Below are 20,635 nucleotides of genomic sequence, written 5' to 3' on the forward strand. Positions count from 1 at the left end.
ACCGCTGGCTGCCCCGCTATCTCGGGATCTATAACGGCAGCAGGTGCCAGATGGCTCTCGGTGGCCTCACGCCTCAGCAGTGCCTACAGCGGCAGCTGATTGCTGAATGACCTGATGAGAAAACACAGCTAAGCAGCTTGAACTCCCGTAGGCCACCCCACTGCTTGATCCAGTCAAACACCTTCTCGATGCCGCGGCGGGCGTTGATCGATTGGGCGTAGCCCTCATGGCGGGTGGTGCGACTATAAATGGCTGAACCGCCAAGGCGGGCGGTGTTCTGCGCCCCATGCGGTGTGACGCCGATGCGGCGCATCTCAGCGACGAATGCCTTGGTGTCGTAGTTCGTGTCGAAGCCGATGGTTTTTGGGTGGGCACCGGAACGATCTGCTGCCATCGCCTCGGCCGCATCCTGCTCACCGGTGCCCGTCGCTTGGGTGACGCGGCAGTCGACGACCAGGGCATGGCGGTTGTCCACCAGCACGTGCCCCCGGTAGCCGGGCAGTGCTGGGTGGGCGTTGGACTTGCGGGCCAGCAACGCATCGGGGTCAGTGCCGGAGCGATGGGTCTGGTTGCTGAGCTTGATGCCGCGGAAATCACCCTTGGCACGTTTCTTTCCCTCCTTGGGTGCTCCGAAACCCTCGCCGGGGCCTGATGGCGCAGGCGGCGGACGTCCTGCCCTTCGATCCACTCCAGCGAGGCATGGGAGGCCCAGGCCTGCAGCAGAGTGCCGTCCACCGAGAAGTGATCATCACTGAGCAACGGTTTGACCTCCGGTGCAGTCATCAGCTTCTCCAGGAACCTGCCCATCACATGCTCGTTCAGCAGACGATCCCGATTCTTGGTGAATGGGGTGGTGTGCCAGATGGGATCATCCGGGCTCAGGCCCACAGACCAGCGGAACAGCGGGTTGTAGTGAAGCTGCTCCAGCAGCAACCGCTCCGAGCGGATCCCATAGAACGTCTGCAGCAGCGAGGTCAGCAAGAGCTGCTCAGGCGGCACCGATGGCCGGCCTTCTAATGCGTACAGCGCGCAAAAGGGGGGATTAAGCCAATCGAGGTCCTGATTCGCCAGCTTGCGGATCCGCCGCAGCGGGTGACTGGCCGGGATCCGCTCCTCGATCGACACGTAGGAGAACAGGGAGCCGCTGCGCTCCCGTTGACCGCACATCTCGGCTTGGCAGTTAGTCCATTTTCGCAGAGATGGGCAGGTTTTTCAGTAAGCTCTTAGAATTCCTTGCGCCTGCCATTGGTTCCGTGCAAGCAGAAGCGGCAGGAATCAACATCCAAAACAAGGTCCTTCTCACTGGTGCAGGCGCCTTTGGCAATAACCACATCAAGGGTCAAAAATCGTACCGACGGCACTACGAAACACCAGTCATTCCTCTCCTCAGACCAGCAGGTATGGATCACTTCGCCGCAGAATCAAAAGATAAGTCCTGGAATGGTTTTCTCCTAAGCCGTTGATCTAGTATGAGCAGCTACAGACATGTAAGATCTCACAGCTAAAATGTCAGATTTGTGGCGGTGCTCAATGCCTCTCCCTCATACAGTTAGACCGAAGACTGATTCTATTGATCTTGGCATGGATAACCCCGCGCTCCACCTACTTGGGATAAAAGTTCCCTGACGGCAGTGGGCACTCACTTCGGTGGCATAAAACCGCGCCTCCCAGCCAGCGAATCATGGGGTTCGTGCTCCGGTTCCTCCAGCGCCTCAGGTTCCGTCTTGGACTCCAAGGCAACCTTCCTCTGAGAACGCCGGGCCTTCCACCAGTTGAGGAGGGTGACTGCGCGCATGCCCAACACGGGTAAGATTGGAAGTCTGCAGAGGTTGCGCGGTGAAATAACATATCATCCTACCACGCCTACGTCGTTGCCTCAGGCAGACACCGCCAACGCAGAAGACCAGGATGACGATGGCCACGCTGCCGAGAGGCATTGGCTCTCCATCATCTTGCCCTCTCCGGCCAAAGGGGTCCCACACTGCATGCCATGGATGAGCAGCCTATTCGCGCCAAACCATGCGAAGGTGATTCTCAGGGCTCGTCCAGAGGAAGCTTCTCAGCACAGAACAGAATCTCTAGAGACTGTTGAGTTAAGAAGTGGAGTCCAACTCGCCCAGCAAAGCGCGTGGCAGTGAGACGAGCGAGCAGTTTCCGTAAACGCTCGCCATGCCCCCGGCTTGACATGGAGACCTTCGCGCCGTGCAATCTCCTGGTATTTGAATGTAATGATGTTACGAAGATAAAGTTTATTTAAAAAAGACTGTCAAATGAAAGTTGATGCACGGAAATCGCAAGAGCTTTAGAAGCACATTTGAGCATACGTGCATTAGCCCTTGTGACAGCTTGGTTTCCGTCATGACCATGGCACTTCAATCCCCCGATTTAGGGACTATAATGAGTAAAACTGAGAATTTAAAATGAGCTACCAATCGAACGTTGAAGGCAGGCCTGCACTATTTGAGTTTGAAATGGAAGGCGAAAAAAGATCGACAACACGATCTTTTTATCGTGGAGAAAATGCCAGATTCCACCCTGATAGGGCTGACATGCTGAACGAATCCTCAATACCGAAATACATACTTGACGGTTGGATGCCTAAAGAAAGGTTTGTTCAAGCTGATTCGAATGTTGTTGCCTTTGGGTCTTGCTTCGCTTCTAACATAGGTCGATATCTAGCCGGCATGGGATTCAACGTAACAACCCAGAAGAAAGGCGATGCCTACGTCCAGAAAATATCCGATGGCATGGTCAACGTTCATTCCATTGCACAGCAGTTTGAATGGGCTTGGGAGAATAGAGTACCTGGGGTTTCGTTGTGGCATGGATGGAAAGCCGAAGACTTTGGTTACGATGAAAATGTAAGACTTGCCACGAAAAAACTTTTCGACGAGGCACAGCTTTTCATCTTAACATTTGGCTTGTCAGAAGTCTGGTATGACGAGCCTACGGGAGAGGTTTTTTGGCGTGCAATACCTCAAGATTCCTACGATCCAACACGGCACAAGTTCAGAAGCCTCACGTTTGAAGAAACCTACGAAAGACTTAACAAAATATACGCACTAATTAGGCGCTTTAATCCGTCAGCCGGCATTCTCTTCACCCTTTCTCCAATTCCCCTAAGGGCCACATTTCGTCCAATTTCCTGCATTACTGCAAATTCAATATCAAAATCAATCATTCGGGTTGCCATAGATAAGCTCCATGAAGAGAAAAAAGATAGTGACGACAACTTCTTCTACTTTCCTGCTTTTGAAATCGCAACCCAAGCATTTAAGAATTCTCAAACCTCAGACTTAAGACATCCACAGCAACATGTTATAAGTTACATCATGTCAGCGTTTGAGCGCTATTTCTGTAACACAGAAATGGATGATGAAAAACTCGGAAAGGTCTACGCTGAAGCGCTTAAAATAGACGCTGATCAAGATCCAGTCTTGAAGAGAGCCTTAAGAAACAAGCTCATGCAGAATAGCCCAAGAAACGCAGAAAAAGAAACCCTGCGAGCCGTACGAATCAGAGAGCGTGATGAACTGCGTATTGCGAAACAACAGGCAAGAGAAGAACGTAGACAAGCCAGCAAAAAAACTGTTCCTGATGAATCAATTCAAGATTAACCATGTAGACGCCCAATCCAACTCCTAATCATCACATCGTCTGAAAGGTTTCACCTTTCCTTTAAAAAAATCCAACCGTTTTTCCATGGAAGATTTCAACCAAACCACCGAACAAGCAAAACTCACTCCTCAACAGAGGAGTGAGCTCCGTCAAAGTCGTGAAGCCTCTCGAGATGAGCGCAAAAAAGTTCGCGAAGAACGGGCTGAAAGCATGAAAGCAAACATTGAGTCCAACCAGAGATTGCGCGAAGAGCGCGCAGAAAAGTCTCGTGCCAGGACTCAAAATCAACCCGAGACAGAAAATCACGATTAAAATTAACAACTTGGTATCAACTATTAATCCAAGCTGCTAGGCACCTGTGCTTAAAGCCAACGTTTTAAGCACATTTTTTTAACCCTAGAAAGTTCACAGGCATCAAGTATCAACTTCAAGCAATAATCGATCGCTAAGAATATAGCTCCGAGTCGAACTCGGACGATACTCGAAAACCTTAATGTAACACTCTGAAGAAAATCAGAAAATTGCTAAGGATGCTTCAGCTTTACCTAAGGCTATCTAATTAGTTTGATGCGCCTAAGTTAGCAAGAGAAAAAGGCGTAAGTTAATTCAGTTTTTATTAGTTTTTTAGTATTAGCCCAAATAATTAGAAATCTCTTCCAATTCATTTTGTTCCGTTTGTCGAAGTAATTCCTTGCGCTCTCTCTAAACAAGTAATCACTATAATTATAAGTCAAATTCAACACAGCATTAATAGCTACAAATTCTTCGGCCTAGAGTAAACCTTTGCTTTTGACGCCATTCCAGCCCATCACCCCTTTCTCAAAAATGGCTTGGAATGTATGGATCAAGCAGATTCCCGCACGTTATGCTTGAGCCTAAAGCCTTATCGTTGCTTCTCGTACGATAACCTAGTTGCTCATTTATTACCACCTGATCGGTTTATAGAAATTGCAAATTGGGTCGGCCAAGTAAGGGCAAGCACCTATCGGAGTATTTCTCCCTATGGACCGAATGAGTTTGATCTTGACGGCCGCGATCATCATTACTGGCACCTTTTGGTGGTGGATGAGGAAGCTTGGCAATTGGCCGCAGCTCTACGGATGTCTTTCTCCCAGTGGCATCACGTCGAATGGAGCGGAAACTGTTCCTATTTGGAGCATTGTTATCCTGGGCTCGACCGTTGCATGGCCGAAGCCGGTCATACCTATGTAGAGCTAGGTCGTAGTTTCGTCGCAGCTCCTTATCAACGGCATAGCGATGCGCTTCTAGTTCTGTTTCAGGCAATGGCAAGCATTCCGCTAGCGACTGGACACAGACATGCACTTGGGATGGTTTCCTATAACCACTTCCAGCATTCAGACGAACTTCATCAAGCCTTTATCAAGGCATTAATGAAAGCCCCCTTTTATGGTGACTTTTCAGTGCCTTCACCACGCCATCACTGGCCAAGCCATTCTAAAGAAGACGATGACACAGATCAACAGACATGGGAACCGAATGAATTAAGGGCCTTAGAGTTAGTTCTAAGGAATCGTTATGATGACACCTTTAGGTTGCCACTGCTACTTCGTAAATATTGGCAGCTTGCCAATGCAAGGGTCGTTGGCCTCTCACTGGCGAGAGATTTTAATCAGATATGCGAGATTCTCATGCATTCTGATCTCAGTGGACTTAGACTCCGCCAAGAAAAAATCCTTGTGCGTCAGGATTTGAAGCAAGTCTGGTAGGATTTCGATTGTGTCAGCCATTTAAGCTCATTTTGTTTCGCGTTACCCATGCAAGATTCAAACTCCGAGGTAATTCATGAACTTCGGGATCTTCTTGTCCAGGTTGCTGGAATTAATCACAACAAAGTACAACCGAATGCACGTTTTGTAGAGGATCTCGGCATGGATTCGCTGACGATGCTTGAGTTGTTGCTTGAGGCAGAAGAGCGCTTCGGCGTTGAAATCTCCCAAGAGGATCTGCCTCGCCTAAAAAGTGTTGGTGAGTTTGTTCAATACCTGAATTCCAATGCCACAGTCAAGTGAGCGGATCGCCGTCACTGGTCTTGGTGCCGTGTCTCCACTCGGTCCTGATCTTGTCAGCACATGGAGAGCAATCCTGTCCTGCAGTTCTGGCATCGTGGCTCTTGATCCGGCCTGGTGCGCAGACCTAGGAACCAGAATTGGCGGACGTTGCAACTTCGACGTCACTCAAGTCATGGAAAGCTTTGAGGCACGCCGTCTGGATATAAACAGCCAGATGGCAACTCTAGCTTCACTCGAAGCCTGGGATCATGCGGGTAGACCAGATGTATCTCCCGATCGTACATCTGTGGTCTTTGGCTGCGGCATGGGCGGTCTTGGAACGCTTGAACGACAGTGGAACGTGCTTCAGACGCGTGGACCCGAGAGGGTTCATCCCCTTACAGTACCGATGTTGATGCCAAATGCTCCGGCGGCACAAGTCGGATTCGCGCTTGGGGTGACCGGTGGAGTGCATGCTCCTACTGCCGCCTGCGCAAGTGGTGCTGAAGCGATCGTGTGGGGCATGGATCTCCTGCGTCTGGGGCGTGCCGACGCCGTGCTCGTAGGTGGTGTCGAGGCTGCTGTAAATCGGCTTGCTCTGGTGGCTTTCGGAGCCATGCGTGCGCTGTCCCAAAGCAATACGAATCCAGAGGAAGCCTCGAGGCCGTTTGATCGGGGGCGTGATGGTTTCGTCCTGGCGGAGGGAGCGGCCGCTCTGGTCCTTGAGCGAGAGTCTGACTCGAGAGCCAGAGGACACGAGCCACTTGGCTATCTTGTAGGGGCAGGATCTAGCTCAGACAGTCATCACGTGGCTGTTCCTGAACCTGAAGGACGCCAAGCCGAACGGGCAATGGCCATCGCCATGGCTGATGCAGGAATCAATCCAAATCAATTAGCCTTTATCAACGCTCATGCCACTGGCACTGCACTGGGTGACTTGGCAGAGGCCCGGGCCCTCGGGAGACTCTGTTCAAATCTGCCCGACCACCATCTTCCCTGGGTCACTGCCCCCAAAGCACTTCTGGGCCATCTACTTGGAGCTGCAGGTGCAATGGAATCGGTACTGACTGTCCTCGCCTTACGGGATGGCGTGGTGCCCCCAGGTCGGAATTGTAATGACCCGGACGCTGCGCTACGCCTGCCATTGGTTCTTGAACGTCCCCAACCTATTGAGGCAAATCTTCGCCATGCTCTCAATAACTGCTTTGGATTCGGAGGCCACAATGTCGCTCTTGTGTTTGAGGCTCCCAGATGCTCATAGTTTCTGATCTAATTTGCGCTCTTCGATTAGATATAGCCTTGAAATTCGCTTTGAAAGAGCCTCAGGTGTTCGGAATCGATTGGGATCTATAGGCCTACCTTCTTGACAAACGATTGTGGCTTCTGGGCCGAATAAGCGCTGCCACAGAAGAGCGAGGGGTTTATATCGCAGATGCTTTTCGTGGGCCGGAAAGCCGTGGTAGCTGCAATGCCAGGGTACCAGCACTGCTCCGCTACGCCTTGAGAGCAGATAGAGACTACCAGAGACCCGTTCTGTGATGGGGGTAACCAATGATCCCGAGGGGTGTAGAAACACACGACCACGCTTCTTAAGAATCGTCAGCAGACCCCGCAATCCGTCAAGGCGTGAATCAGGTTGAAGGTAGTTAAGGTGGAGATGGCCGTAGTTGCTGGCACTCACCCGGAAAAAGGGAAGGAGCCAGCCCATGTGATCGGAGGCAGTGGTAATGCCACATTCGCAGAAATACCCCTGAACCAATAGTACGTCAAGAGGATGACCATGGTTGGCAATATGAATTTGGGGGCGCTTTATCTCTTCTGCTCTCCTGTCCATGAACACCTGAACTCCAAAAGCTCTAAGCCCTGCCTGGGCAGACTTCTCAAGAAGAGATCTTGCCCGCTCGCGTAGACCAAAACAAAGAGCAATTAACTGTAAACCGTACAAACCATATGCTTCAATAAGTGATAGAATACGAAAAAGCTTTTGAAGAAAACTTGGAAGTGGGCCCCAGCTATTGATCTCCAGCTCCGAACTCACCGCAAATGTATGGCGAAAAGGGAAAAGTCCATCAAAATTTCCATTGATTTGTGTGGTGCAGATCAAGTGCTGATAGAAACGACGGAACAGATCCCGATCAGAAGGCTGAGGATTATGCCAAAAACCTTCAAGGTCCTGCTGGTCTGTAAGCCCAGTAAGGTTGTAAAATGCACGGCCCATTACCTTCGTGGGCGTTGCGTGAAACAATGCTTGGAGACCCACTGTGCTGTTAATGGTAATTAAGGCTTTGGCGCGTTTCAGCAAAGGACCCAAGGCACCATCATGGAAGTAGAGGACTCGATCAGAAATTCCAAACTGGCAGGCCAGCTCTTCAATAAGGCTGCGATAATTAGTATAACCACGATCTCGCGGATGATGCTTGAATACAAGTACTTCATTCGTGGGTCCGACCATTGCGAAAGAGCCGATAAGCTCTCGTATGAAAGGTTCCATACCCGAATAGTGTGAGCCTAGCGTGATCTGGGAATCGGTCTCCACTTGAAGTGCCACAAGAGTGTAGGGCTTTCCATCACGAAGACGAAGGTGGACAGAACGTTCAGAAAAAACATACCAATACTTCCGCAAGAATCCACGAACTTGGGCAAACAAGTAACTTGGTCGTGGCTGAAGCTTATGTGGACCAGAAATAATCGGATAAGATGTAAATGCATGTTGCAAAAAAGTGGGGATTTTCCAGGCCTTGCGCCAGCGCAAGCCAGACTCTCTCCGTGCTTGAGGAATTCTCACCACGGGTTGAAGGGAACGGTAGAATTCAACAGGTTTGTTCAGACTGGATCGAGCATTGACGCGATCCTGCTCCAAGCTCACATAATTCGGACGGATGTAGCCCAACTCAAACACCCATGATTCAACCGGTGGAGCAGGAGAAGACTTTTGAACTGCAGCCTGATTCATCTTTTCGACCACATCAATTGCGATTCGATGGGGGTCGATGAAATCCCCGTACATGAACAGATGACGGATTCCCTTCTCCTCAATCACGTGCTGCAAAAAGTCGCCAAAGGTATCCATCTCTGCAGAGTAGGGTATGCGCTGACTTGGACGGAAGCCGAACTCGTGCAAGGGAAAGCTAACTTTGTAAACTGGTACACCGCGCCTCTCAAGATGGCGCGCAAGGCGTGAGAAGAAAATTCCGATAGGGCCCATCAACAGCAGCACCGGCCCCGTGATCTCAACCTTGAGTACCGGCTGTCTCATTGCCTTTTTCTAGATTTCAATTCTAATGCGATTTCTAATCCCAACGGCACGCTCTGAGCCAATCCATAACCCGTCGCCAATGGCGGAAGACGCCCCGCCGCATGCCGAGTCGCTGAGGCGGGGAACTGCGCCAAGCAATTAACTCCGCAATGGCCTCCTCGACTTCGATGAACAAACCACTATGTCGACTGACGTAGCGGGGATAAACGATCAAGCAATTGAACACAAGTTCCTCCAGACTCAGGGTGCGCTTGCGTCGTGTGATGCACACTCGGTCATGGGTTAGCCCCCAGCCAGCATAGAAAGGCATGCCCCAGGTATGGACCTCTTTGCCTCGAAGGAGGGCCTCGAAACCAGAAAGTGACGTAAGCACATGCAAAGCATCGACTTGATCGTAGAGCTGGGCGATCGAAGCATTGGTAAGTATTTCATCGCAATAGACCATGAATGCTGCGGAGTCATCCGCGTTCTGTCGCAGCCTCGCCACCACGTCGGGGTGGGGTTTGTAAACAATCCACGCATTCGGTTCCGAATCACGTACGGCCTTTAGAAAAGCGAGGTTGGAGGTGAAAAGTGGAGCACCGTATCGAATCGAGGCATCCGTTTCCACCTGTCCTGGCACCAGCACAACCCTTGTAGCCTCAAAGGGACGCTGCCATGGATCGGCTGGAAGGTTGTATTTCGTGATCGATGCGGCTACCAACTGCTTACACAGCCGTACAGAGCGCAAATGGTCTGATGCACTGAAATGGGAGTTCTCAAGAAGTAGCTCGAGGTCGGAAGGGTGGTTGGCGTCGTAATACAAGCCCTTGCGATCAATGATCCACGACAAGGGTTCAATGAGATTTGCTCCCAAACCCACGGAGCGCACAAAGCCGTCCTCAACGTGAAGCAGTGCTGGTGGGATACTCTCAGCGACACGACGGGCGACCCCCCGGCCTGGCTCCCGACCCCAGATGGCCAAAGTGGTTGCAGTGACAGTGGGTGAGCTATGGCGGCGACGGAAACGCAGACGCGATCCTGCTAAAAAGCACCGCAATATTGGCTGCTTCCAGGGTTTGAAACCGAAGACCTCAATGCGGGATGGCAACTCACCTCGAAGCCGCCGCTGAAGTCCGATCGAGCGTATCAGGCGCTCCGGGGAGCAGCGCTGGTGATGATGGGGGTCAATGTATCGGGCATAGTCCACCAGGCAGGCGTGGATAAGCCGCTCCAGGGTGGGCCGATGGCCCGCCCGACGCAATGGTGCTGGGAGCAGGTCCTGCGTGAGACCCCATCCGGCATAGAACGGCATGCCAAAACAGTGAACTGTTTGCCCCCAGAGCAATGCCTCAAAGCCCAGTTGAGAAGTGACCACAAAGACGGCCTCTGCACGCTCCAGCAGTGCGGTGGGGTGGCCTCCATCGTGGACAACAAGAATGCGGGGGTCGGTCAACTGGGCTGGGCTGAAATGACCCCGCTTTCGACCGGCAGCGACATCTGGATGAACCTTGACAACAACAAGGGCATGGGGATACTGGAACAAGGCAGCTGAGAGCATCTCGTGAAAACTCTGCTGTGTACTCAGTCCATGGGATATGGATAGATCTCCAGCAGTTTGATCAACAACGAGAACGAAGGGCTCTGAGGGGACTGGTGACTCGCTGAAACCATTGTACTTACTGACACGATTCTCACACCACAATTGCTGGAGTTGAGCAGCTCTGCAGCGCCCGTCAATATCAAGGGGCTGACAAATCAATTGCTCGAGGCGGCTGGGCACTGATGCGTCGTAGTAGATGCCGAGATCATCGACTAATAGGGAGAGGGGTGGACCATCTGAGCCGAGTTCAATTGAACGCAAAAAGCCATCTTCACAGAGCCAAACGGGTAGTTGTCGCCGCACTCCTAAGGCTGCCGCAACGCGACCCGACGACTTACGGCCCCATGCCAAAAGCGCCCTCACGTCAGCTTTGGCGCAAGTTGACCGGCCCCGAACAATGCGATGAGGCATCAGCAAAGCGTCAAGTGTGACGATCGAAGCGATGCCCCTGCATGGTGCACCAATGAGTAAGGATGCTTCTGGTGGGACGTCCTCGATCATCTCAACGTGAATAGAATCCATTCAGACAAGCCTCACAAAATTAAAAAATTGGCCGTAGCCCCGCTAACTGGCTATGCAGAGACCTGAGACAACTACTAAGCACTTTAATTATACAGAAAAAACCATGAAAAGCGATCAGCCGTCCCACGCGATTCAACGATGGCCTATTGAAGAGCGTCAAGAGTGTTACTTCCAATCATTGGGTACTTAACAATCAAAATGCTACGTAGATTGTAGTGTTACATGCTCGCGATATTCATTTGACATTATCCCTTGGCTCGACTCGCCGAGATTCAGGTCATTAAACAACCCTTGGCAAGAACGTGGCGGTGGCCAAAACTACCTTGTACCAACTCACCGAGCTTGGGCTTCAATCGGGTGGGGCAATTGATAAGGGCCACAACAAGGCTACGCAACTGGAGATCTATGGTAGTCATCTGTGGAAATGCAGAGTAAGCAGTCCGCACAATGATGTCACTATCTTGAGCTAGCGCGTGGGCCGCGCGCAAGAGGAATTGCCCCTTAGGCCACCACGTATCTGTCACCATAACTTGAGTGAGCTTCCCGCTTGTTCATCGCTACAGCACGTCAAGGAAGAGAACAAACCGATGAAAGCAGTCTGGCATGGGCTTTTCCGTGCGATCTAACGATGGAGAACCAGCACGATAGGAACGAGCTAGATGCACAGGCACATGAGGCAGAGCAATTCTAAGTCGCAATTCTCCAGGATATTTTGTCGATTCGTCAGTCCCCATGGGCTGAGAGGCACGCCCAGCCGAAGGATTGGTCCGCAGAGTTTTCAACTGCCTATTGTGAGGAAAGTCTTGATTTGCCAACAGAATTCCTTCCCCATGATGACGAGCCAGTCTTGCTGCATATGCCTGTGACACGGTTCACAATTACGTCACCTTAAGGGTAGTGCTTTTCTATTTCTTGTACGCAATGAAGCATAGCAAATCCAATTGAAACCCGAGGCGCATCCTCAAAATGTTGTTGGCAGTAAATGGCACACATCAGAAGTGACAAACGGTGCGCGTGGTTGCTGAATAAGCATTTGCTGCTAGCCTATCCCGATTGGTAAATACCCAATCCAATTACAATTGGTTGACATGTATCCTCATGACCGGCAGAAGGTCCTATCCGTCCAAGGGAAGGGCCCGAGGAGCAGCCAAGCGACTCAGCGATGCAACCAGTCAGACGCAGGGCTGGGCAGGCGTCAACGGTTGACACCATCAAATCGAACATCTAGAATGGAAGAAAGTTTAATTAATTAAATCAATAGCCTTAAACTTGTTACATGAAGGGCTTATCGGCTTACTTGTTGGTTAATGTTTTATCATGAATCGATTTGCGAACTCCTTCAGGCTACAGCTAAAAGTTATATCGTCTCTGATTTTTAGGGAGCTTAGAACACGCTCTGGTGGCCTAAAGCTGGGAATATTTGCTGTACTCATTGAGCCACTGTTAGTGGTGGCATTTTTCCTGCTTATCTTTGGAATCATTAAGCAGCATGCTGCTGTAGGAGGCTTGAATACAATTCTATTCCTCTTGGTGGGTGTTATAAATGCTACTCTTGCTATACAGTCTTCTATCAGATCCATACGAGCTTTGGACGCTAACAGTGCATTGTTTTTTTACAGACCCGTCAAGCCAATTGATACAGCAATTGCAAGGACGTTGCTTGAGGCAATGATTTACGCTACATGTTTCTTGATCGCATGGGGCTTCACATGCATATATTTGGACAATCTCATACTGGATGATCCGTTGGCACTTATTCTCATGTACTTGCTTAACATGCTTTTGTCCTTAAGTTTATCCATACTTTCCATGATGGCCACTCGAATTTTGCCGTGGTCCAAAAGCATCATTCCAGCCCTGTCGCGTCCTTTATACTTGTCAGCCGGCGTATTCTTTTCTGCGGCTTACATTCCAGCCAACTGGAGACCTTTCGTTATATGGAACCCTATTTTACATATTACAGAATTTTCTAGGCACGCTCTCTATGCAGGTTATCCAATTGCGGATGTGAGTGCTTCCTATGCTATAGTAACAACATTGGTCCTATTTGGACTCTCATTGGCACTGTACTCCTCTGCTTCAGCAGCTGTCTCCCAACCAGAAGGATAGTATGACAATCCAAGCCGTCAATATTTCCAAGTCATACCGCACAAAGGCTGGTCAGAAGACAGTCTTCGAAAACTTAAATGTAACCATTAAAAGTGGTGAATCCATTGCTATCCTTGGAAGAAATGGAGCTGGTAAATCTACTCTATTGCGAATTCTTTCTGGGATTGAACAGCCTGACAGTGGCAGGGTTATATCTGATGAGAAAATATCTTGGCCAGTTGGTACGTCGAGTGGATTTCAAGGCAGTCTAACCGCAAGAGAGAATGTACGATTTGTCGCAAAGATATATGGCAAGTCACGTGATGTTAACAGCATTGTTCAGCAGGTTCAAGAGTTTGCAGACATTGGTGATAGCTTTGACGCTCCATTTAGAGGTTACTCAAGTGGGATGAAAGCCAGAGTTGCATTTGGATTGTCCATGGCTATTGATTTCAGTGTTTACATTATGGACGAGATAACAGCTTTTGGTGACGCAGATTTTAGAAATAAAGCTGCTGAGGCAATCTCGAAGCGACAGGAACGAGCTTCTTTCCTGATGGTATCTCATGATCTATGGGGCTTACGCTTACACTGTGATCATGCTTTTGTTTTGGAAAAGGGTGCTCTTACTCGCTTTGATAGTATTAAGGAGGCAATTAAATGTCACACCGATACCTTAGGCGTTGTCAACAAGCATGATGTCAACCAAGGCATGAGTAGAACTGAGGTTAGAGAGCAGAGGCGGCTGCTAAGCATTCGCAACAAGTCAATGACTAAATTGGAACCCGAAGTCAGGGAGGCATCAAATTGACTAGCATTGTTAGAAATGTCTTTAAAAAGGCTAAAGGCAGGGGAAGACTTCCCAGCGCAGTGCGGTTCAAAAGCTTGGTTGATCGCAAGGGCCTTGCCATATGTTTAATACTTACATCTGCTTACGCCGTATATTTCTTCGGAATCGCTCGTTCTCGCTATGTAAGCAGTATTGATTTATTTATTCGTGGACCCGAAAAAGCTGAATCCTCTACTGCTTTGAATGCAATTTCGGCGCTAGTAGGCAAACCCAATCAAGATTCATCTCAAGACGCAAGGTATTTGGTCAAGTACTTGCAATCACCTCAGCTGTTTCAAAAGCTTGATCAAAAGCTTAATCTTAGAAAGATTTATGCGATCAGGAGTCCTGATATATTTTCCGGAGTTCCTAATGGTATTGGAACTGATTCTCTTCTTAGTTTTTATAAAAATAATATTAACTTAAAGGTCGACGACTTGGATGGAACATTGAGTATAGCTACAACCGCATTCAGTCCAAAAGATGCCTATAATATTACTTTTTTCCTTAAACAGCAATCTGAGGATTTTGTTAATACAATTTCCCAAGGCATCAGCAAGAGTCAGTTGATTGAGGCCAAAAAGGAGATAGACTCAGTCCAATCACGTCTTGTTGATGCACGTTCAGATTTGTTGAAGTATCAGATTAGAAATAATAAACTTAGCGCCAAGGCCGAAGCCGACACACTCAGTTCACTTATTTCAGGATTAACTTCGGAATTAGTTAAACTTAAGGTTGAGCTTTCTACACTCAGGCGCCGATTCAATGATCCTAACGCGCCTGAAGTTAGAGATGTCCAGGATCAAATCCTATCGTTAGAGGATCAGATTTCTGCCGAACGAAGAAGAGCTCTAAGGAGTACATCTAGTAAGAACCTTACAAATCTCCTTTTTGAAGAGCAAGCATTGGAGTCCAAAATTCTTTTGACACAAGATTTGTACAAGCTAGCCCTTACGAGTGCTGAAACTTCTAGAATTCTTGCTCAATCTCAGGTCAAGTATCTTGTTGCCTTGTCAGACGTATACAAACCTATTGATCAAGACACTGCGTGGAGAGTAAGAAATTTTTTCCTCTTTACCCTAGCTACTTTTCTGATTTACATTGTATTTGCTTCAGTTAGATCAATCGTCTACGAGCATCGATATTAAGTTCTAGTAACTTCTATGTTGATCGCAGTATTTGCTTCAACTGATCGTTTGTCTTCATTTTTTAAGAGGCTTTACATTTATCTTAGGCCAGTCAGGATTAATCAAATACTTGTAAATAGACGATTTCTTGTTCATGGCTTGCTACCAGGTTTTTATGTTTTAACTATAAGTGCCCCTAGGATGTATGGCTATGCCACACTATCCTCTCTGAAAGGTAAACTAGCCATTGTCAAATCTGGCAGTCAAAAAAGACGAATTATCTTTGTACGTCCCAGGGATCTTCCCTTAGATCTTGTCATAGAATGTAGTTATCTAGATCATGAGGGTAAAGGGCATGGTCCGTCATATTCAGTTAAGTTCAGGACATACTGGCCCGTGTTTTTAAAAAATGATCTTGCTAGACGAATTCAACTTATTACAAAGACAGGAGGCACCTCATCTTCGTCTTCATCCATTAACATCTCGGTTTTATGGCGTTCTTATCTAAAAACTACACGCTTTGTTGATCACCGAGTTTCCTATGCACAATGGTGCAGGCTCGAAATCAAAGAATATAACCTCTTTCAGTCGCATCATAATCTGCATTCTTTAATTCAGTTTAGCTTTATTGTTAGGGATTTGTCGATAGATAAATCCACGCTGCTCCGGTTGTGTACTGAGTTTGAGTTCTTTTCAACAAGCTTGAAGAGTGGCCAGGACTACCTACGTCTTTCTTCTTCTGAACAGCTTATAATATATGAGCCGTCTAGTCGCTCATTTTTCATTGTTAATTCTTCTATTGATGCTGTCATTGATATTAATAGATTGGCTTTTTTACTTGAGATGCAGCTAGTCGATGATCGACACTGTATCTATTACTGGGATGAGGATCGGATTGACGAAGAAGGCGTAAGATCATTCCCATACTTCAAGACTGCTTGGGATTCATATCTGTTCAAAGCTGATGATGACTTTATACCTATTTACTCACTCAGGCTTGACTTAGTCTTGCTGAATGAGTCGGATCTATTGTGCTCTTTATTGAATTATTCGTCTGGTTTGTCGATGATTATAGAGTTGCTCCCGCATCCCTTTAGCATCGTCCATGTTCCACTTGTGATCAGCCATCGATTAACCCGCGAGGTCAACACCAACTTTTGCCAGACGTTACCATTTAGCCTCAGCCGCCCTGAGCCCAGGAAGGCTGATATCGCCAAGGTTGTTGCTGGACTGAATTGCTCTTTAACTGTGGTGATCCCAACAAAAAACTGCACAACCATCCTAAAGAAATGTATTAATGGCTTGCTCCACGATACAGATTTAGATTCAATTTCTCTTTCGGTAGTAGTTGTCAACAACGGCTCAACAGATCATGATTGCTTGGCTTATCTAGCTTTACTGCGGCGGGTTCCATTTATTCGAGTTATCGACTCCCCAGGGGCTTTTAATTATTCAAAATTGTGTAATATTGGCGCCGCAGGCTGTGGCTCTGATGTTTTATTGTTTTTAAACAATGATATTGAAGTGTTGTCTTCAGATTGGCTTCAGATTCTTTTGCGTACTGTAGTTCGTAGTGATGTGGGATGTGTTGGAGCCAAGCTTCTCTATCCAAACATGACGATTCAGCATGCCGGAATTGTTTTTGGGCTTGGTGGTGTTGCCGGTCATGTTCATTCTAGAATGTCTGGAATGTCAGACCACTATTATTGTGGACTGCACATGTTTACAAGAAATGTAACAGCTGTTACAGGCGCAGTTCTTGCCATTCGAACGAAGATCTTCGACTTCCTAGGCGGGTTCAATGAGGTTAGTTTGCCCATTAACTATAATGATGTTGACCTTTGCATTCGCGCTCGAGAGCTGGGGCTTTCCAATATTTATTGTGCAGATGCGATCCTTATCCATCATGAATCCTTGTCTAGAGGTAAAAGCTTAAAGGGACAGAAACTTTATAGATGGCGTGCTGAAGCAAAATATTTACTAGAGACATGGGAAGAAAAATACGGTCGAGACGCTTATTATAGCCCAAACTTGTCTCTTGCTAATTCACAACTGTTTTTCGCGGAGCCCTCTTTCCCTTTGCTTGTCCGTTCCGTTTTGATTCCTTAATAGTGGCAATTAAGTTTTTTTCGGTCAGATATCACCTTTGCTTGCTTCTCATACCCTTCCTTCATGATCTGCTAAGAGTACGTCCCGATCTTCGTTGTCATGTCGAATCTAAGTATTCATATCGGATTGACCGGCTTCAGGCTTGGCTTAGCGTTAGTGGCCTTACTGAGTATCCGAGTCTTTGTTCTATGCATCAGGTACAGATACTGATCTATGATTATAAATTAAAGCATTTTTTATCATCTCTGCCTCCACTTTATTATGTCTGTAGTTTGTTTATATTTGTTTTTCTTGCCATTCTTTGGCTATTTGACATTATAATGGTCGGTTTCAAATTTTTGTACAGGCTATACCGCCTTAAGGCAGCACTAGCCTCTAGGTCCGTTTGTGTTGTCGGCTATCAGTCCGCATCCTTCGGTCTTGGGATAACAGCTTCATATGTTCTTAAGGCTCTTCAATGTAGTGATTATAATGTTTATTCTGTGCCTCTTGATCCAAGAAATGATGTTCCTCTCAGTACGTTTGATCATATCAGCCATGACCGTCCTCCAGGCCCTGCTATTTACATTTTTTGTATGCCTGCAGTTGAGTCAATATCATATCTTCTGAGTTCAGGTATCGACATTCTTCGTCGTGATTACCTGATTGGCTATTGGCCTTGGGAGCTTCCAGTGTGGCCCCAGGAGCTGTGTTTTTCTCTTCATTATCTTGATCGGCTTTGGAGTTACTCACAGTTCGTAAAGTCATCTTTCTCATATATATGGTTTAGCCCGCCTTCAGATCTGGTTTCGCCTGGGTTTCTAGTGCAACCTTCACGCGAGGTTAGCTTGCCTTTGAGCTCTCGAAGGTTTCTTAATACCTATAGATTTATATTTTCTTGGCATACCAAGTCTGGTTATGCAAGGAAAAATCCTGAGGGTGTTATTCGAGCATTTCATATGGCCTTTCCTGAGGGTGCGGGCAGCAATGTGTGCCTTCTTCTCAAATGGCATGGTGAACTTGCGCCTGAACAACATCAAAAGCTAATCGACTTGCGCAATAATGACGAAAGAATCATCTTTCATAGCCAGTACTTTTCTCCAGATCAGCTTTTTGATTTGATTTCAAGTTGTCATTGCTATGTTTCGCTCCACCGTTCTGAAGGTTTTGGCAATAGTATCGCCGAGGCCATGTTGCTTGGATTGGACATAATAGCAACAAATTATTCTGGGAACGTAGACTTTTGTCTTCAGTCTTCTAAGTGTAGGCCAGTAAGCTACGAGCTTGTCTCGCTATCCGCAGCTGATTATCCTTTTTCCTCCGGTCAGTGTTGGGCGGAGCCATCATTGAATAGTGCTGCTCATGAGATGATTGAACTCTATCGTTCCTTCCATGAGGGACTCCGCAAGGAGCAGCACGACGTTCATGCTCTCTCTAATTTGTTATTCGCTTCGCATGTTGAAGCAATTAGAGACTCATTGAGTTCTGTTAGGTACCCCCGCATTGCCAAGCAGTTCTTGATGTGTTTTGGCTTGCTATAGCGTTTTTTATGTTATATAAAACCAGGCTTGTACTCCGATGTCAATTTATGGCATCAATTCCAAGGTAAATGGCTATTGGCAATGGCTGAATCGAATCCCTTCCCTCTGGTGGCTCGTTGTTCAACACTCGGTTGCTTTCATGAAGGTTGTCGCTCCTTGGCTGATCTTCAAGCCTTCTGAGCTAATGGTACTGCCAGAGTTCAGTGGCTCTTCTGGCGTCTTGTTGATCCACACCACCTCTGGCTGGCGCCAGCAGCGGCTGGATCGGCTCCAGCGCCGTGGATGCTTCTTTCGGGCTTTCTCGTAGATATGCGCGCGTTGCCGGCAGATTTCGACGGCATGGCCGCTTTGGCGCTGGTGTGGCGTCTCGAACTTGATACTGCTGTGACGGTGCTGGTGGTTGCAGCACTCCACGAACGTCGCCACCCACTCGCAGAGCTCGCCTTTGCTGGCGAACGGCCGGTTTGGGTAGTCGGGCCAGTACTTGATCGTACGGAACAAGGATTCGGACTACGGATTGTCGTTCGACACCCGCAGCCGGGAGAACGATCGCAACACTCCAAGCTCTTCCAACCGTGCCTCAAGCCTGGCGGCGCGGATGTTGTTGCCGTTGTCGGCGTGCAAGACCACCGGTTGGCGGCGGTCCTTGCTGATTCGTTCGCGGATGTAGGCACTGCTCAGCAGATCGGCGGCGATCTGAGCGACTTCCCGATTCGCCACATCCCAGGCCACCACCGTGCGGCTCCAGACGTCGATCACCGGGCAGAGGTAAGGCACACTCCTGAACAGTGGTGGGGAGATAGGTGATCTCCCAGCTCCAGAGCCGATCGGCCCTCAGGCCTCCAGCCGTGGCACCGGACGAGGCTACTGGGTCAGACGAGCCCGACCACGGCGATGAGCCTGGCCGTGGGCATGGAGCACGCGGTGTTAGCTGCGCTCCGAACCGATGTAGACCCCCCGAGTTGCTAGCGCCGCCATGATCTGTCCAGGCGGCAGAGCGGCGAATTCAGGCTGGTCACAGGTGGGCAGGATCCGATGCCGCTCCTCGTCAGTGGGGCGATGAGAAATCAAGCGGTGGCTGCCTTTACGGCGATACAGTCGGTCCCCATCACCCGCAAACTGACGGCGCCAACGCTGTAGGGCGCTCAGATCCAACCCCTGCAGCTTGGCCAGCTCGATGGCACGTGCGACTGCCGCCAGACCCTCATCGAGGATCTTCAGGGCTTGGCGGCGATCATCGGGAGATGTCAATCGCCCCCGTCCTCTCCCCAGTAGGCCTGGATCTTTTTTGAGGCCATCAGCAGAGCCGCCGCCTCGGTAGCTGCCAGCAACGTTGACGTTCCCGCGGCTGATCAAGCAGTCATGGCCAACGTACCCTTACGTTTTCAATTTCTGGAGGTGGTTGATTGATCCACACCACTTCTGGTTGATGCCAGAAGCGCGTTGAGTGGCTCCTGCGGCCGGGATGCAGTTGACGGGCCTGTTTGTAGACGTGGGCTCGGTGGCGGCAGATCTCTATGGCCTGAGCGCAAGGGCGCTGCTGGGGCGTCACGAATTTGATTCCGCTCTGGCGGTGCTGGTGGTTGTACCAATCCAAAAACGCCGAAACCCACAGGCATGCCTCTTCCCTCGACGCGAATAGCTTCCTGAGGCAGCCGGGACGACGTTTGGTCGTACGGAACAGCAATTCCGAGTAGGGGTTGTCGTTGGAGACCCTGGGCCTGGAGAAGGATCTGACCATGCCCAGTTTCTCCAGTCGACTTTCCAGTGTGGCAGCACGCATGGCGTTGCCGTTGTCAGCATGGACAATCAGCGGCTGCTGGCGGCCCTTGCTCTAGGCGAAGCCTTCTGACGTGGACCCCGGCAGCCGGAGCAGGGTGAATGAGAGTCCTCAGCCGGCCAGACTGGGCCGGGGACTACACCATGAAACGCACCAGACACACAGCGGAGCAGATCATCCGCAAGCTCAAAACTG

17 protein-coding genes and 2 pseudogenes are annotated in these 20,635 nt (G+C 49.0%); 12 read left to right on the plus strand and 7 right to left on the minus strand.

Annotation, left to right across the window (positions count from 1 at the left end; genetic code table 11):
• Nucleotides 1–110 (plus strand): annotated as a pseudogene (locus KBY88_RS16450) (IS481 family transposase); the annotation flags it as partial.
• A 23-nt stretch (nucleotides 111–133) separates the two neighbouring features.
• On the opposite strand, the pseudogene KBY88_RS15730 reads toward KBY88_RS16450, so the two are convergent.
• Nucleotides 134–1,167 (minus strand): annotated as a pseudogene (locus KBY88_RS15730) (IS5 family transposase); the annotation flags it as partial.
• 32 nt (nucleotides 1,168–1,199) lie between these two features.
• On the opposite strand from KBY88_RS15730, the gene KBY88_RS15735 reads away from it, so the two are divergent.
• The 6 genes from KBY88_RS15735 (at nucleotide 1,200) to KBY88_RS15760 (ending at nucleotide 6,888) form a co-directional block, all read left to right on the plus strand.
• Entirely contained in the window at nucleotides 1,200–1,463 is a 264-nt protein-coding gene (locus tag KBY88_RS15735) for a hypothetical protein (protein ID WP_254940892.1), read from the plus strand.
• Between the two features lie 957 nt (nucleotides 1,464–2,420).
• Complete coding sequence (locus KBY88_RS15740; protein ID WP_254940893.1) at nucleotides 2,421–3,617, plus strand: GSCFA domain-containing protein; 1,197 nt, start codon at nucleotides 2,421–2,423, stop codon at nucleotides 3,615–3,617.
• 85 nt (nucleotides 3,618–3,702) lie between these two features.
• On the plus strand, nucleotides 3,703–3,930 hold the full coding sequence (locus tag KBY88_RS15745) for a hypothetical protein (RefSeq protein WP_254940894.1): 228 nt from the start codon (nucleotides 3,703–3,705) through the stop codon (nucleotides 3,928–3,930).
• Between the two features lie 527 nt (nucleotides 3,931–4,457).
• Nucleotides 4,458–5,345 (plus strand): GNAT family N-acyltransferase, encoded by an 888-nt coding sequence (locus KBY88_RS15750; protein ID WP_254940895.1) that lies wholly within the window; start codon nucleotides 4,458–4,460, stop codon nucleotides 5,343–5,345.
• A 48-nt stretch (nucleotides 5,346–5,393) separates the two neighbouring features.
• Nucleotides 5,394–5,648, plus strand: a complete 255-nt coding sequence (locus tag KBY88_RS15755) for an acyl carrier protein (RefSeq protein WP_254940896.1) — start codon at nucleotides 5,394–5,396, stop codon at nucleotides 5,646–5,648.
• Nucleotides 5,632–6,888 carry a beta-ketoacyl-[acyl-carrier-protein] synthase family protein gene (locus KBY88_RS15760; protein WP_254940897.1) on the plus strand — a complete coding sequence of 419 codons (1,257 nt, stop codon included), beginning with the start codon at nucleotides 5,632–5,634 and terminating at the stop codon, nucleotides 6,886–6,888. Before KBY88_RS15755 ends, KBY88_RS15760 begins: the two co-directional genes overlap by 17 nt.
• On the opposite strand, the gene KBY88_RS15765 is transcribed toward KBY88_RS15760, so the two are convergent.
• Both KBY88_RS15765 and KBY88_RS15770 read right to left on the minus strand, forming a co-directional pair.
• Nucleotides 6,883–8,883 carry a capsular biosynthesis protein gene (locus KBY88_RS15765; RefSeq protein WP_254940898.1) on the minus strand — a complete coding sequence of 667 codons (2,001 nt, stop codon included), beginning with the start codon at nucleotides 8,881–8,883 and terminating at the stop codon, nucleotides 6,883–6,885. The two genes, KBY88_RS15760 and KBY88_RS15765, sit on opposite strands and share 6 nt — an antisense overlap.
• A gap of 34 nt (nucleotides 8,884–8,917) precedes the next feature.
• A complete protein-coding gene (locus KBY88_RS15770; RefSeq protein ID WP_315858152.1) occupies nucleotides 8,918–10,987 on the minus strand; it encodes a capsule polysaccharide biogenesis protein in 2,070 nt (689 codons plus the stop codon).
• Between the two features lie 1,317 nt (nucleotides 10,988–12,304).
• Here KBY88_RS15770 and KBY88_RS15775 point away from each other — a divergent pair.
• The 5 genes from KBY88_RS15775 to KBY88_RS15795 all read left to right on the plus strand — a co-directional run bounded on the left by KBY88_RS15775 (nucleotide 12,305) and on the right by KBY88_RS15795 (nucleotide 18,660).
• Nucleotides 12,305–13,096, plus strand: coding sequence for an ABC transporter permease (locus KBY88_RS15775; RefSeq protein WP_254940899.1), 792 nt, complete (start codon nucleotides 12,305–12,307; stop codon nucleotides 13,094–13,096).
• Nucleotide 13,097: 1 nt separating this feature from the next.
• Nucleotides 13,098–13,886 (plus strand): ABC transporter ATP-binding protein, encoded by a 789-nt coding sequence (locus KBY88_RS15780; protein ID WP_254940900.1) that lies wholly within the window; start codon nucleotides 13,098–13,100, stop codon nucleotides 13,884–13,886.
• Nucleotides 13,883–15,052, plus strand: coding sequence for a KpsE/RkpR family capsule polysaccharide export protein (locus tag KBY88_RS15785; protein WP_254940901.1), 1,170 nt, complete (start codon nucleotides 13,883–13,885; stop codon nucleotides 15,050–15,052). The genes KBY88_RS15780 and KBY88_RS15785 overlap by 4 nt, the downstream gene beginning before the upstream one ends.
• 15 nt (nucleotides 15,053–15,067) lie before the next feature.
• Nucleotides 15,068–17,140 (plus strand): glycosyltransferase family 2 protein, encoded by a 2,073-nt coding sequence (locus tag KBY88_RS15790; protein WP_254940902.1) that lies wholly within the window; start codon nucleotides 15,068–15,070, stop codon nucleotides 17,138–17,140.
• A gap of 575 nt (nucleotides 17,141–17,715) precedes the next feature.
• Entirely contained in the window at nucleotides 17,716–18,660 is a 945-nt protein-coding gene (locus KBY88_RS15795; protein WP_254940907.1) for a glycosyltransferase, read from the plus strand.
• Nucleotides 18,661–18,780: 120 nt separating this feature from the next.
• On the opposite strand, the gene KBY88_RS15800 is transcribed toward KBY88_RS15795, so the two are convergent.
• The 4 genes from KBY88_RS15800 to KBY88_RS15815 form a co-directional block, all read right to left on the minus strand.
• Complete coding sequence (locus KBY88_RS15800) at nucleotides 18,781–19,161, minus strand: hypothetical protein (protein WP_254940903.1); 381 nt, start codon at nucleotides 19,159–19,161, stop codon at nucleotides 18,781–18,783.
• A gap of 9 nt (nucleotides 19,162–19,170) precedes the next feature.
• On the minus strand, nucleotides 19,171–19,437 hold the full coding sequence (locus KBY88_RS15805) for a DDE-type integrase/transposase/recombinase (protein ID WP_254940904.1): 267 nt from the start codon (nucleotides 19,435–19,437) through the stop codon (nucleotides 19,171–19,173).
• A gap of 150 nt (nucleotides 19,438–19,587) precedes the next feature.
• Nucleotides 19,588–19,911 carry a helix-turn-helix domain-containing protein gene (locus KBY88_RS15810; protein ID WP_254940905.1) on the minus strand — a complete coding sequence of 108 codons (324 nt, stop codon included), beginning with the start codon at nucleotides 19,909–19,911 and terminating at the stop codon, nucleotides 19,588–19,590.
• Nucleotides 19,912–20,020: 109 nt separating this feature from the next.
• Complete coding sequence (locus tag KBY88_RS15815; RefSeq protein ID WP_315858153.1) at nucleotides 20,021–20,443, minus strand: integrase core domain-containing protein; 423 nt, start codon at nucleotides 20,441–20,443, stop codon at nucleotides 20,021–20,023.
• Between the last annotated feature and the right edge of the window lie 192 nt (nucleotides 20,444–20,635).

It is taken from the genome of Cyanobium sp. Morenito 9A2 (assembly GCF_024345575.1).
Lineage (GTDB): Bacteria > Cyanobacteriota > Cyanobacteriia > PCC-6307 > Cyanobiaceae > ATX-6F1.

What these genes read in the sequence shown, in the direction of transcription:
- KBY88_RS15790 (WP_254940902.1), top strand. Translation starts at nt 15,068, where the DNA reads ATGTTGATCGCAGTATTTGCTTCAACTGATCGTTTGTCTTCATTTTTT.
- KBY88_RS15755 (WP_254940896.1), top strand. Translation starts at nt 5,394, where the DNA reads ATGCAAGATTCAAACTCCGAGGTAATTCATGAACTTCGGGATCTTCTT.
- KBY88_RS15765 (WP_254940898.1), bottom strand. Translation starts at nt 8,883, where the DNA reads ATGAGACAGCCGGTACTCAAGGTTGAGATCACGGGGCCGGTGCTGCTG.
- KBY88_RS15760 (WP_254940897.1), top strand. Translation starts at nt 5,632, where the DNA reads ATGCCACAGTCAAGTGAGCGGATCGCCGTCACTGGTCTTGGTGCCGTG.
- KBY88_RS15740 (WP_254940893.1), top strand. Translation starts at nt 2,421, where the DNA reads ATGAGCTACCAATCGAACGTTGAAGGCAGGCCTGCACTATTTGAGTTT.
- KBY88_RS15815 (WP_315858153.1), bottom strand. Translation starts at nt 20,443, where the DNA reads ATGCGTGCTGCCACACTGGAAAGTCGACTGGAGAAACTGGGCATGGTC.
- KBY88_RS15780 (WP_254940900.1), top strand. Translation starts at nt 13,098, where the DNA reads ATGACAATCCAAGCCGTCAATATTTCCAAGTCATACCGCACAAAGGCT.
- KBY88_RS15770 (WP_315858152.1), bottom strand. Translation starts at nt 10,987, where the DNA reads ATGGATTCTATTCACGTTGAGATGATCGAGGACGTCCCACCAGAAGCA.
- KBY88_RS15775 (WP_254940899.1), top strand. Translation starts at nt 12,305, where the DNA reads ATGAATCGATTTGCGAACTCCTTCAGGCTACAGCTAAAAGTTATATCG.
- KBY88_RS15745 (WP_254940894.1), top strand. Translation starts at nt 3,703, where the DNA reads ATGGAAGATTTCAACCAAACCACCGAACAAGCAAAACTCACTCCTCAA.
- KBY88_RS15795 (WP_254940907.1), top strand. Translation starts at nt 17,716, where the DNA reads ATGCCTGCAGTTGAGTCAATATCATATCTTCTGAGTTCAGGTATCGAC.
- KBY88_RS15750 (WP_254940895.1), top strand. Translation starts at nt 4,458, where the DNA reads ATGGATCAAGCAGATTCCCGCACGTTATGCTTGAGCCTAAAGCCTTAT.
- KBY88_RS15735 (WP_254940892.1), top strand. Translation starts at nt 1,200, where the DNA reads ATGGGCAGGTTTTTCAGTAAGCTCTTAGAATTCCTTGCGCCTGCCATT.